The sequence below is a fragment of the Microbulbifer donghaiensis genome, from assembly GCF_900129095.1.
In the GTDB taxonomy this organism is placed as follows: Bacteria; Pseudomonadota; Gammaproteobacteria; order Pseudomonadales; family Cellvibrionaceae; genus Microbulbifer; species Microbulbifer donghaiensis.
Genome location: NZ_FQVA01000008.1, coordinates 1 through 12,206 on the forward strand (window position 1 = coordinate 1; position 12,206 = coordinate 12,206).

General features: G+C 60.6%; 10 protein-coding genes and 4 tRNA genes. 13 read left to right on the forward strand and 1 reads right to left on the reverse strand.

The annotated features are described in order from the left end of the window. Positions 1-1,046 precede the first annotated feature (1,046 nt). Complete coding sequence (locus tag BUC36_RS17070; protein ID WP_073277465.1) at positions 1,047-1,949, forward strand: aldo/keto reductase; 903 nt, start codon at positions 1,047-1,049, stop codon at positions 1,947-1,949. Here BUC36_RS17070 and BUC36_RS17075 read toward each other — a convergent pair. Then, complete coding sequence (locus tag BUC36_RS17075) at positions 1,946-2,899, reverse strand: hypothetical protein (protein WP_073277467.1); 954 nt, start codon at positions 2,897-2,899, stop codon at positions 1,946-1,948. The two genes, BUC36_RS17070 and BUC36_RS17075, sit on opposite strands and share 4 nt — an antisense overlap. A 222-nt stretch (positions 2,900-3,121) precedes the next feature. Here BUC36_RS17075 and BUC36_RS17080 point away from each other — a divergent pair, with 222 nt between their 5' ends. The 12 genes from BUC36_RS17080 to tuf all read left to right on the forward strand — a co-directional run bounded on the left by BUC36_RS17080 (position 3,122) and on the right by tuf (position 12,177). Continuing rightward, positions 3,122-4,504 (forward strand): alpha/beta hydrolase, encoded by a 1,383-nt coding sequence (locus BUC36_RS17080; RefSeq protein ID WP_073277469.1) that lies wholly within the window; start codon positions 3,122-3,124, stop codon positions 4,502-4,504. Further along, positions 4,501-5,253 (forward strand): ABC transporter ATP-binding protein, encoded by a 753-nt coding sequence (locus BUC36_RS17085; RefSeq protein ID WP_073277471.1) that lies wholly within the window; start codon positions 4,501-4,503, stop codon positions 5,251-5,253. Before BUC36_RS17080 ends, BUC36_RS17085 begins: the two co-directional genes overlap by 4 nt. Further along, a complete protein-coding gene (locus BUC36_RS17090; protein WP_073277473.1) occupies positions 5,250-6,440 on the forward strand; it encodes an ABC transporter permease in 1,191 nt (396 codons plus the stop codon). The genes BUC36_RS17085 and BUC36_RS17090 overlap by 4 nt, the downstream gene beginning before the upstream one ends. A 26-nt stretch (positions 6,441-6,466) precedes the next feature. After that, entirely contained in the window at positions 6,467-7,579 is a 1,113-nt protein-coding gene (gene alr / locus BUC36_RS17095) for an alanine racemase (RefSeq protein WP_073277475.1), read from the forward strand. A 47-nt stretch (positions 7,580-7,626) separates the two neighbouring features. Then, positions 7,627-8,583, forward strand: coding sequence for a bifunctional biotin--[acetyl-CoA-carboxylase] ligase/biotin operon repressor BirA (birA, locus tag BUC36_RS17100; protein WP_234995050.1), 957 nt, complete (start codon positions 7,627-7,629; stop codon positions 8,581-8,583). Continuing rightward, positions 8,580-9,317 carry a type III pantothenate kinase gene (locus BUC36_RS17105; protein ID WP_073277477.1) on the forward strand — a complete coding sequence of 246 codons (738 nt, stop codon included), beginning with the start codon at positions 8,580-8,582 and terminating at the stop codon, positions 9,315-9,317. The genes birA and BUC36_RS17105 overlap by 4 nt, the downstream gene beginning before the upstream one ends. Before the next feature lie 16 nt (positions 9,318-9,333). After that, positions 9,334-10,041: an SPOR domain-containing protein gene (locus tag BUC36_RS17110; protein WP_073277479.1), complete on the forward strand. Its 708-nt coding sequence runs from the start codon at positions 9,334-9,336 to the stop codon at positions 10,039-10,041. Positions 10,042-10,244: 203 nt separating this feature from the next. Further along, positions 10,245-10,320, forward strand: a tRNA-Thr gene (locus BUC36_RS17115). Positions 10,321-10,429: 109 nt separating this feature from the next. Next, a tRNA-Tyr gene (locus BUC36_RS17120) sits at positions 10,430-10,513 on the forward strand. 78 nt (positions 10,514-10,591) lie between these two features. Next, positions 10,592-10,665: transfer RNA gene (locus BUC36_RS17125), tRNA-Gly, on the forward strand. 116 nt (positions 10,666-10,781) lie between these two features. After that, positions 10,782-10,856, forward strand: a tRNA-Thr gene (locus tag BUC36_RS17130). Positions 10,857-10,983: 127 nt separating this feature from the next. Continuing rightward, complete coding sequence (gene tuf / locus BUC36_RS17135; protein WP_073277483.1) at positions 10,984-12,177, forward strand: elongation factor Tu; 1,194 nt, start codon at positions 10,984-10,986, stop codon at positions 12,175-12,177. The last annotated feature ends 29 nt before the right edge of the window (positions 12,178-12,206 follow it).

Sequence of the window (12,206 nt, forward strand, 5' to 3'; positions counted from 1 at the left end):
AACATCGCCGATGGTAGTGTGGGGCTTCCCCATGTGAGAGTAGGTCATCGTCAGGCTTCTAAATAAAAGAAAGGGCCACCCAAACGGGTGGCCCTTTTTTTATTTACGAACCTCGCAGCGAGATAATCCCGAACATCGTGAGAGTAGGGACCGAAAGCGCGTTTGCGAAGCGAAGCTTCGCGCGCTTTCGGTCGACCGGCCATGGATGGCCGGGCCGGGGCCCGATCGAACAAGCCGGAGCTACGCCATGGAAGGCAACACAAAAGCCAGTCGCCCCTGCATACAAGCTTCTAGATAAAGGAAAGGGCCATCCAAACAAACGCCCCTCCCTCCACAATCCCCCAGCCATTCATTTTGTAAATGCCGATCGAGCGCATTGTCTATCCACCTACCCGCTCTGTTTTTAAGTCACCCACTCACTACTGCTCTGAAAAAAATAACGCCGGTGGATTCGTGCCGCGTGCGCTTGCGACGACTTTATAGCGAGACACCTCCCCGCTAACAAAAAGCCAATCGAACCTGTCCAGTGCGCTCGTACTTGAGAAAGAAAAATGCTTTCCCCAGCCCTTTTACTTTGAAATTTTCAGCGCTGTTTTTTTACGCGCCAACCACAGCTCATTGGAATCACTGGCTTAGCGACAAGTGTCCCACTGTTATACACAACTCTATCCATACATTCTGTGAGTAACGGGATGGCGAAGGCGGCGAGAGTCGTGGAGTTTCTGGGCGGTGTTTTTTTGCGCGCTGAGCGAGAGGCGGCAGGAATAGGGGGGCTTGGCGGAGTATCCCGCACTTATTCACAACTCTATCCATGCAATCTGTTGGTAAAGGGGTTGTCATCAGAAGCAGAATCGCGGAGTTTTTGTGCGGTGCTTTTTTGCTCGGTAGCGCGAGCCGGCGATATCGCAGGGCTTGAATTGGATATCCCATAGTTGTGCACACCCCTATCCAAGGATTCTGTTAATAGCGCCCGGGTTAGTTAAAATTAGGCACTTTATTCACAGTGCATCACTCGCAGTCAATTCACCCAAAAGTAGTTAGTTACCATGCAGCGTATTCTCTCTCCTCTGGATCAATCGTTTTCCCTGTCGCGCGTGGCGATGGGACTCTGGCGTCTTGCCGACTGGGGCTATTCAAACCGGCAAGTGTTGGGGCTGCTGGAAGAACTGCTTGAGCTGGGCGTGACGAGCTTTGATCTCGCCGATATTTACGGCGACTACCGCTGTGAGCAGCTGTTCGGCGATGCGCTGAAATTAAAGCCGGAACTGCGGAATAAAATGGAGATCGTCTCCAAGTGTGGAATCAAGTTGGTGGGCAGCAACAATCAGTTTGCGCTCAACCACTACGACTCCAGTGCCGCGCACGTTATTGCCTCGGTCGAATCCAGTTTGCGCAAAATGGGAATCGCGGAGTTGGATCTGCTCTTGATACATCGTCCCGATCCGCTGATGTGCGCTGATGAACTGGCCGGTGCCCTGGATAGGCTGGTGAGCGATGGGAAGGTGCGCGCGATCGGCGTTTCGAATTTCCTGCCCCATCAGATTGAGTTGCTGCGTTCCCGTTTGCACACTGCGCTTGTGGTTAACCAGATCGAGGTGTCACTGCTGCATAGCTCGCCTATGTTCGATGGCCAGCTCGACTTCTGTCAGCGTGAAGAAGTGATCCCGATGGCGTGGTCACCCTTTGCCGGCGGCGCTCTGTTTGAGGGGGATGGTGAGGCTGCCCTGCGTGTGCAGGCCTGCATGGAGGAGTTGGCGCAGGAGTTGGGTATGGAGCCGCAGCAGCTGGCACTGGCGTGGCTGCTGAAACATCCGGCGGGGATGGTGCCTGTTTTGGGAAGCGGCAAGATGGCCCGATTGCGCAGTGGCGTTCAGGCTGTCGAGAAAGAATTGCCGCGGGAGGCCTGGTTCCGATTGCTGCATGCCGCCCGCGGCAGGGATGTCGATTAATTTCCGAACGCGTTGTCCGGCACCAGGTCGTAGTTCTGTTCGCGCAGATCGAATTGCTCGAGTGGCGCCAGCTGTATGGGGACCGAGAACTGGCGCAGTGGCTGGCCGTTGCGCCAATCGATGATTTCCAGTTCTTCCCCTTGTATGCCGTGCAGCAGGGAGCCGAATTCTGTGATGGCGGCGGCTATCAGTGACTGGTACTCCAGCTTCTCGCCCAGTTTGATAAAGCGGTATTCGGATCCCGCATGCTCAATCCGCAGCCAGCCGCATCCCCGCTTCTTGCCGTCTTCACCGATCACCAGCGGTCCCTGCTGATCCTGAAACAGCGGCGCCAGCTGCATGCGGCTGTCCAGCTCCACCGGAGTGCCGACCCACACCCAACCGGACAGCCCGATGCGGCTGAGCTGCCATTCGCTGAGCCAGACGGTCTGTTCGTCATCGATACGAAACTCGCCGTAATCGCGCTGGTCTGAGCGGCGATCAAAGCTGATTTGGGCCGTGGGGTTTTCCTTGCGGAAATTATGTAGCTGCTGGGTCATTTCATAATTCACTTCCCAGTGCTTTTTCAGTCGCCACTGAATTGGGTACTGGCCCCATTCGACGACGTACTCCTCGCGCTCGCGTATGGTTTCCGCCACTCGCCAGAAGGCGCCATCGATCAGAATGCAGGTATCGCCGGGTTTACTACCGGGTGCGATGATGCTGCACTCGGGTGAGGGCTCCGATGCGTTGACCACGTATTCACCGCGCCCCTCGATTACCTCATACCAGGGGAATCCGTGGCGCAGTGGCGGTGGGAATGCGAGCGGCGGGCGCCCCGCCAGCAGGCGGCGGAACAACACCGACTTCTCTATCTCGAGGTCCGAAAGCGTATAGCCCTCTTTCTGTGTGATCTGACCCCAGGAAAAAGCCGCGCGAATTAGTTGTTTTTCTCGATCTGAAAAGCTCATGAGTGCTGGCGTAGGCGAAAGCAAAGCGAAACCTTACCACTGTGGGCCCGGGCGCGCTAATGCTAACCGCGGCTGTAGTGCGGCGATGACGGCGTCACGGCCAAAAGTCCGGTAGACTGGGGTTCTTTCGAGTGATTGTCAGAGGGAGATTTGGTCGTGGTATGGATGCGACGACTGCTGGTTACTGTAGTTCTTTCTTATTGCGGATTCGGATCGCCGTCCATGGCGGATGTCCAGGATGGCCGGACCTCCAGTAGCTGCTATCTGGATGGCTGGGGGGATGCCCTGCGCTGTTATCGGATAGCCGTCGGACTGGATGCGACTGCGGTTGAGCTCTCAGTCACGGTGGCACCGGCGGTCAACGATGTCGGCCGTGAACCGCTGTATCTGCTCGCCGGCGGGCCGGGGCAGGCGGCCAGCGATCTCGCGCCGCTGTTGAATGCATTTCGGCGTATCAACCGCGAGCGCGACATTGTGATGGTTGATCGCCGCGGTGCCGGGCACTCCGCTGCATTTCGTTGTGGATTTGAGCGGGATATGCCGGTGGACCTGCAGTCGTTCTCTCGCCAGCTAGCGCGATGCTACTTGCAACAGCCACAGTTTGCCGAGGCGCTCAGCAGTCGCCAGGCGGTGGAGGATCTCGAGTTGGTGCGCAAGACACTTGCGCACGAGCGAATTGCACTCTGGGGAGGTTCCTGGGGCACGCGCACTGCCCTGCTCTATCAGCAGTGGTACCCCGATTCGTTGAGCGCGCTGGTGCTGGATGCCGTCGCGCCGATAGATACCAAGGTATTTTTGACGGCGACCGCAGCCGAGCGCGCAATGCAAATACTGGAACGCGACTGCGCGGGCGATGCCGTCTGTGCGGGCTTAGGCAACTGGCGTGGTGACCTCGATCAATTGCTGGCTGGCTGGAACGCCGAAATGGCAGCCAGGTTTCCGGACCCGGTCACAGGAGTCCCGGCTGCGATTCCGCTGCCGCGCTGGGCGCTGGCGAACTCCATTCGCGCGGCGCTCTACGATCCGGCCGCAGCGGCACAGCTGCCCTACGCGATACACCAGGCGAGCCGCGGTAATTACTTGCCGCTGTCCGGTATCAGTGGCCTGTTCCTGAATACCGCGGATGGCATGGCCATGGGGCTGACATTCTCCGTCGCTTGTGCGGAAGAGCTGAATCGAATCACCGCGGAGGACGTGGTCGCGGACAGCAAGGGCTCATTTCTTGGCTCCGCTTTTTACGAGCTGTTTCACAGTGGCTGTCAGGGCTGGCCGGTCACGGCAAAGCCCTATAGTGTCCCCGAGTCACGTGCACAGCCTGTATTGCTGATTTCCGGTGAGGCGGATCCGATTACCCCGCCTTACTACGCCGAGCAGGCACTGGCATACCTGTCCCGAAAGCAGCACCTGGTGGTGCCCGGTGGTGGTCATATCAATTCGCGCCGCGGCTGTATCCCGGAATTGATCGCCCGTTTCCTGAATGCGCCGGAGTCACCGCTGGACCAGAGCTGTGTGGCGGAGATCCGCCGGCCGCCCTTTATGGCGGACGCCTTTGGTCCGGCGCTGGGGGGTAAGCTTGGCGGAGAGCCGCAAGGAGGTGGCCTGTGATCAGGGTGGAGTCTGTCGATAAACAGTTTGCGGGCCGGCCGGTACTGGATAATCTCAGCTTTACCGTGCCGGACGGGCAGATTACCGCTTTGCTCGGCGCCAATGGTGCGGGCAAGACCACCTGCCTGCGCATTATTACCGGATTACTCCGCGCCGATGCGGGGAGGGTGTTGCTCGGTGATATCGATGTCGCGCAACAGCCGATGGCGGCACGCCGGCAACTGGGTGTGGTCGGCGACCGCGAGGGGCTCTATGAGCGGCTAACCGTCGCCGAGTACCTGACGCTATTCGCCAGCGTGCAAGGGCTTGCCGGGAAGAGTCTCGAGCGAGCCCTGGATGCAGTGCGCGAGGAGCTTGAGTTGGATGCGCTGTGGCTGCGTCGCACGCGCGGTTTTTCCCAGGGAGAGCGCATGAAGGTCTCGCTGGCGCGAGCGCTGGTACACAGGCCGCGACACTTGATCCTCGACGAACCAACCCGCGGCCTCGATGTGCTCGCGGCACGGCTGTTGCGCAGGACCCTGTCGCGCCTGCGCGCTCAGGGCACCACCATATTGTTTTCCAGTCACGTGATGTCAGAGGTCGCGGAACTATCGGATCGGGTGTTGGTAATGGCCGCCGGGCGCATTGTCGGCGGTGGCTCACCGGTGGAATTGATGCGGGAGAGCGGCTGCGACAACCTGGAGGACAGCTTCGTCACTCTCGCTTATGGCGCGGCAGCAGGCCGGCCCAGGCAGGAGGAGCCGGCGTGAATACTGTGAATGCAATTTTTACGCGGCAAATGTCCGCCCTATTGCGCAAGGAGTTTTTGGAGGCCTGGCGCGATCGCCGCGCCCTGTGGATGGCAATCTGTTTCTCGCTGCTGTTCCCGGTGCTTTTGGCCGGCTCCACAATCTTCTTTGTAAAAAAACACGCGGAAGAGTCCACGCGGTTGGCGCTTCTGGGGGGAGAGCAAGTCCCCGTACTGGCGCAGCAGCTGCGCAGTGACAGCCTTGAGGTCGTGATTGTGAATGAGGGTGAGCCGCGCGCGCTGCTCGCCGACGGTTATGATCTGGTGTTGCAGGTGGCAGAGGGGTTTGTCGACGGTTATCGCAACTTTCGCGCGCCCAAGTTGTATCTGTACGTGGACAGCTCCTCTACTTCTGCCGGGCGGGCTGAGCGCCACCTGCAGGAGCGGCTCGGCGGTCTGCAGCAGCTTATCGTGAGCCAGCGCCTGTCGGCGCGCGGCGTGGCGCCGCAACTGCTGGCACCCTGGCAGTTGCAGGTGCGCGACGTCAGCACGCCATCCAGCCGCGGAGCCCTGATTCTGGCAATGGTGCCGGGGTTGCTGATCCTGACGCTGTTTGTCGCGAGCCTCGCAACATCGGTGGATACCTCGGCAGGAGAGCGTGAACGCCTCAGCCTGGAAACCCTGTTGCTGCAACCGCTCCCCGGCTGGCAGTTGATCAGTGCCAAGATGCTCGCCGTGGCCAGTATGGGCTGGCTGGGGGCACTGCTGGCGATTGCCGCGCTGGTGGCGCTGATGCCGTTGATGCCGCTGGCCGAATTGGGTATTCAGCAGGCCACGACGGTCGCCGGCGTGATCACCATGGGTCTGTTATTGTTGCCATTGGCAATGCTGGTGGCGGTGGTGCAGATTCTGCTCGCCCTGCGCTCACAGTCTTTCAAGGATGCCCAGACCCAGTTGAGTATTTTGCAGCTGGCGCCGGTCACACTGCTGATGGTGCTGGATATGTCGCGGGTAGAGCTGGGCGAGCCCCTCTGGCAGCTGATGCCACTGGTCGGACAGCAGCAGTGGCTAAAGGCGCTGTTGGTGGGGGATTCGGTCTCCCTGCCGCTGGTCGTTGCGGGCTCGCTGGTGTGCCTGGGGCTGGTGGGTTTATTCGTGGCACTCGGTGCCCGGGCCCTGCGCCGTGAGAGCCTGCTCGGGGCGCTATAGAAAACTGACTTGAGTACAGAGACGGCATGAGTGATTCGCGCGAAGGCCTTTTGACCATTGATTTGCAGGCGATCGGTGACAATTACCTGGATCTTTGCGGCCGCCTGGCCAGCGGCAGCCGCTGCGGCGCCGTGGTCAAGGCCGACGCCTACGGTCTCGGCATGACAGAGGTGGCGCCGGCGCTGTACCGGCGCGGTTGCCGGGATTTCTTCGTGGCCACCCAGGCCGAGGGCGAGCGCCTGCGGGCGGAATTGGGTGGTGACGTCACTATCGTGGTGCTGACGGGCGTGCGCGCTGGCGCTGAGCTGGAATGCGCGCGCGCGGGGCTGATTCCGACCCTGTTTACCCTGCAGCAGCTGCGCAACTGGGTGGATCTGTGCGCGCAGGCGAGTATAGAGGCGCCTTGTGCGGTGAAAGTGGATTCGGGTATGACCCGGCTGGGCATGACACCGGAGGAGTTCGAGCAGCTGGTGGCCGATCGCGAGCTGTTGGCCGCGGCCAATATCCGCTTGCTGCTCAGTCACCTGGCCTGTGCCGATGAGCCGGCGCATCCCCAGAACCGGGTTCAGTTGGAGGATTTCAAGCGCGCCGGCGAGCGTTTGCGCGCGCAGTGCCCGGAGGTGCTGTTGAGCCTGGCCAATTCGTCGGGCATCTTTCTCGGCGAGGAATACCATTTCGACATCGCGCGCCCCGGCTCGGCCCTGTACGGCGTCAATCCGCTACCCGGCACACCGAATCCCATGCGCCAGGTGGTCGAGCTGAGCCTGCCGATCGTGCAGAAGCGCCATGTCAGCAGCGATCGGTCAGTGGGCTACGGCGCGACCCAGAGTGTTTCGGCCGGTAGCTGGCTGGCGGTGGCGCGGGGCGGTTATGCCGACGGTATCCTGCGCGCCCAGGGCGGTCGCGGTTGTGGCTGGGGCAGTGGTAAGCGCCTGCCGATGGTTGGGCGTGTGTCGATGGATTCCACAACCTTTGATATCAGTGGGCTCAGTGAGGCGGAGCGCGAGGCGCTGGAATCCATCGAAGTCCTCAACGGCGAACTGACCGTGGACGAGGTGGCGGAGTACGCCGGCACCATCGGCTACGAGATACTGACGAGTCTCGGCAACCGCTATTACCGCCGTTATTTGAGAAGTTGAAATTGCAAAGCTCTAGTTCGAACAGTCCCCTGGAATCTCTGCGTCCGGTGCTCAATCTGCTTGCCGACGGCGAGGTACATTCCGGCGAGTCGCTCGGCGCGGCCCTGGGGGTGAGTCGGGCGGCGGTCTGGAAGCAGTTGCAGAAACTCGAGCGCTACGGACTGGCGCTGGAGTCGGTCAAGGGGCGCGGTTACCGCTTGCCCGGAGGCCTGAACCTGCTGTCCGGGGAGGCGATCGGCACGGCACTGGATCCTGCGGCTCGCGAGTTGCTGCGGGAGTTAATCCTGTGTGACGAAGTGGATTCCACTAACGGCCAGCTCCTGCTGCGCATGGAGGAGGGCTGTGGCCACGGTGTGGCCATGTTTGCCGAACGGCAGACAGCCGGTCGCGGTCGCCGCGGGCGCACCTGGGTCAGTCCCTTTAGCGGAGGCATCAACCTGTCCATCGGTTGGCAGTTCAATGGCGGTGTCCAGCTCCTGGAAGGGCTGAGCCTCGCCGTTGGGGTAGCCCTGGCGCGGGCGCTGGCGGAGTTTGAGGTGCCCGACATCCGCCTGAAATGGCCCAATGACGTCTGGTGTCGCGAGCGCAAGCTGGCCGGTGTGCTGCTGGAACTGAGTGGCGATCTCACCGATCGCTGCGCCGTGGTGGTGGGCATTGGGCTGAATGTGGGGCTTCGCGGTGACAGCGCTGCCGCCATCGACCAGCCCTGGATCGATCTGCAGAGCGTACGCGCGGGGATTGATCGCAACCGCCTGGCCGCCTCCATGCTGAATCATCTGCTGCCACTACTGCGGGATTATCCCGAGTGCGGTTTCGGCGCCTATCGCGAGGCCTGGCTGGCGCTGGATCAATTCGCCGGGCGGCCGGTGCGGCTGCAGTCCGCGAACCAGGCCTGGACGGGCACCGCCGTCGGTGTGGATATGTCCGGAGCCCTGATCCTCGAGGCGGACGGCGAGCATAAGTTGTTTCACGGTGGTGAAGTCTCCCTGCGGGAGGCACCGTGATTCTGGAGCTGGATCTCGGCAATACCCGGGGTAAATGGCGCCTGCTGGATGGCGACGCGGTGCGGTCGCGCGGCAGTCTCTCCATCGCTGAGCTGAAAAGTGGCAACTTGCCAGAAAGTTGGGCTGGTATGCGGCTGCAGCGTGTGCGGGCGGCGAATGTCGCGGGTGCCGCTGTCGCCGATGCCCTGGCGGCCGTCGTCAGCGCCCGCTTTGCGCTGCCGGTGGAATTTGCGCGGGTAACGTCACAATGCGCCGGGGTTACCTGTGGCTATCGGCATATCGAGCGCCTGGGGGTGGATCGATGGCTGGCGGTACTCGCCGCACACCACAAGGATCCGCGTGCGGCGCTGATTGTCGACTGCGGCAGTGCCGTCACCCTCGACTTGCTGGATAATGGTGGGCGCCACCTGGGGGGCTATATAGTGCCAGGGCTCGACCTGATGCGTCGCGCGCTCTTCCAGGATACGGATGCGGTCAAGGTGTCGTCGGAGTTGGCGCCGAATATGTCGCTCGCTCCAGGGCGTGATACCGCGGATGCGGTAAATCGCGGCCTGGTGGTTATGGCGCTGGGCGCCATAGATCGCGCCATGGCGGAGCTGCATTCCGCCGGCGCAGCCTCCCCGCGGTTGTGGCTGACCGGCGGCGACGGTCCCCTGTTATCAGCCCTGTGCGATCGCCCGCATCAGCTGGTGACCGAACTGGTCCTGGATGGGCTGGCCCTCACTAACCCTTAATAATTCTTATAACTTTATGCGCTGGATAGTTCTTGCTCTGCTGTTCATCAATATCGGTGTCTTTACCTGGTTCGAGCTGGACGGCCGGCCGGCCGCGAAGCCCGTATCCAGTGGCGCAAAGCCGGTCGCCGAGGCTGGCGAGCGCATTGCGTTGGTGGCCGAGGTATCGCCGGACCAGTTGGCGGCGGCGCGGGCAGCGCCGAAGCCCGCCCCTGTGGAGCGGCAATCCGCGCCGCCGTCGGCGGGGCAGCTTTGTACGCTGCTGGGTCCTTTTGCGGAGGAATATCAGGGGCAGGACATAGTTGAGCGCCTGCAGGCTCTGCAGGTAGACGGCGATCTGCGCGAGATCGAGATGGCAGGGCAGATGCGCTACTGGGTCTTCCTGGAGCCGTTGAATTCTCGCCGAGAGGCCTTCCGCAAGTTGCGCGAGTTGCAATCCGCTGGCGTCGACAGCTATGTGATTCCAAAGGGCTCACTCGCCAATGGCATCTCCTTCGGCATCTTTTCGGAGCTGGATCGCGCTGAATCACTGGTCGCCGAACTGCGCGACCAGGGTGTCGACGCCCGGTCCCGTGAGGAGCCGCAAACCTATCTCGAGCGCTGGATCGTGCTGGAGCCCGGCGCGGCAGGGCGGTTGGCAGAATCGTTTTGGGAACAGTTGCAGTCCGAGTACCCGGAGCTGGATCGCCGCCAGAACCTGTGCAGTGAAGTGAAGGGCGGGTAAACCCCGGCGGCAAGCAGCGCGTTGTGTGGATTGACGGTCGCGCCCCTGCGCAGAGGGCTGCGGTATGCGGTTTGCCTGGTGGCAGTCGATGTTTTCGGGGGCGAATCATCAGTCGTAAAAAGACGGTTGCTTGTCGGCAGAACATCCCATAGAATCCCGCCTCCACTTAAGGGGCTGGTTTCGGTTTCTTAGTGAGGGACGGTGCTGGCGTAGCTCAGTTGGTAGAGCAGCTGACTTGTAATCAGCCGGTCGGGGGTTCGACTCCTCTCGCCAGCTCCATTTTTGTCCCGGGCGTTGTTGCACTTTAAGTTCTGCCGATAAGTGTGTGAATTTGAAGGAAAAATGTTGACAGCGCGGCGGTCGATGTAGAGAATACGCACCGCTTCCAGCAGGGGTTCCCGAGTGGCCAAAGGGATCAGACTGTAAATCTGACGCGCAAGCTTCGGTGGTTCGAATCCACCCCCCTGCACCATATTTAGATGCCGTAAGGTGTCGCCAGCGGAAGGTTGAAGCCTTTTGCTAAGAGGTTCCTGCATGCGGGCTTGGTCCTGCGGGCATAGTTCAATGGTAGAACCTCAGCCTTCCAAGCTGATGATGCGGGTTCGATTCCCGCTGCCCGCTCCATACTGAGTGTGGGGCTAGGTGGGAATAAGTCACCGGGATGGTGGCGAGGTGGGTGGCCTGGTTTGGTCGCTTGCCGGACTGGCGCCCTGTGGGGTGTCAGGTGTTGGCAGTAATATGCTCATGTAGCTCAGGGGTAGAGCACACCCTTGGTAAGGGTGAGGTCGGCGGTTCAAATCCGCCCATGAGCTCCATTTTATGGCCGCAGGGGCAGGTGCCTCTGCGGTTATTTGTATCCGGGGTCTGGGTTTTCCAGGGTCGGATGCGCCTGTTCTGGACGTGGGTTGCGCTTGTGTTGTGCACCTATATTAGGAGGCTGCAATGGCAAAAGAAAAGTTTGAACGTTCCAAGCCCCACGTAAACGTGGGCACCATCGGTCACGTTGACCACGGTAAAACCACCCTGACTGCTGCTCTGACTCGCGTATGTGCGGAAGTATGGGGCGGCCAGGCTGTAGCGTTTGACGGTATCGACAATGCTCCGGAAGAGCGTGAGCGCGGTATCACCATTGCTACCTCCCACGTAGAGTACGAGTCCCCGACTCGCCACTACGCGCACGTAGACTGCCCGGGACACGCCGATTACGTTAAGAACATGATCACCGGTGCTGCTCAGATGGACGGCGCTATCCTGGTATGTTCCGCAGCTGACGGCCCCATGCCGCAGACTCGCGAGCACATCCTGCTGTCTCGTCAGGTAGGTGTACCTTACATCGTGGTATTCCTGAACAAGGCCGACATGGTTGACGACGAAGAGCTGCTGGAACTGGTTGAGATGGAAGTTCGCGAACTTCTGGACCAGTACGAGTTCCCGGGCGACGACACCCCGATCATCGTTGGCTCCGCTCTGATGGCCCTGAACGGCGAAGACGACAACGAACTGGGTACCAGCGCTGTTAAGAAGCTGGTTGAAACCCTGGACGAGTACATCCCGGAGCCGGAGCGCGCGGTAGATCAGCCGTTCCTGATGCCGATCGAAGACGTATTCTCCATCTCTGGTCGCGGTACCGTAGTAACCGGCCGTGTAGAGCGTGGCATCATCCACACTGGCGACGAAATCGAGATCGTTGGTATCAAGGAAACCACTTCCACCACCTGTACTGGTGTGGAAATGTTCCGCAAGCTGCTGGATGAAGGCCGTGCTGGTGAGAACATCGGCGCCCTGCTGCGCGGCACCAAGCGTGACGAAGTAGAGCGTGGTCAGGTTCTGGCTAAGCCGGGTTCCATTACCCCGCACACCAAGTTCGAGTCCGAAGTGTACATCCTGTCCAAGGACGAAGGTGGTCGTCACACTCCGTTCTTCAAAGGCTACCGTCCGCAGTTCTACTTCCGTACCACTGACGTAACTGGTGCGTGTGAGCTGCCGGAAGGCACCGAGATGGTAATGCCGGGCGACAACATTCAGATGACTGTAACTCTGATTGCCCCGATCGCCATGGAAGAAGGCCTGCGCTTCGCGATCCGCGAAGGTGGCCGTACCGTTGGCGCCGGCGTTGTTGCCAAGATCATCGAGTAATATTTACTCCTGATCTGAATCAAAAAAGC

What these genes read in the sequence shown, in the direction of transcription:
- BUC36_RS17070 (WP_073277465.1), top strand. Translation starts at nt 1,047, where the DNA reads ATGCAGCGTATTCTCTCTCCTCTGGATCAATCGTTTTCCCTGTCGCGC.
- BUC36_RS17075 (WP_073277467.1), bottom strand. Translation starts at nt 2,899, where the DNA reads ATGAGCTTTTCAGATCGAGAAAAACAACTAATTCGCGCGGCTTTTTCC.
- BUC36_RS17080 (WP_073277469.1), top strand. Translation starts at nt 3,122, where the DNA reads ATGGCGGATGTCCAGGATGGCCGGACCTCCAGTAGCTGCTATCTGGAT.
- alr (WP_073277475.1), top strand. Translation starts at nt 6,467, where the DNA reads ATGAGTGATTCGCGCGAAGGCCTTTTGACCATTGATTTGCAGGCGATC.
- BUC36_RS17110 (WP_073277479.1), top strand. Translation starts at nt 9,334, where the DNA reads ATGCGCTGGATAGTTCTTGCTCTGCTGTTCATCAATATCGGTGTCTTT.
- tuf (WP_073277483.1), top strand. Translation starts at nt 10,984, where the DNA reads ATGGCAAAAGAAAAGTTTGAACGTTCCAAGCCCCACGTAAACGTGGGC.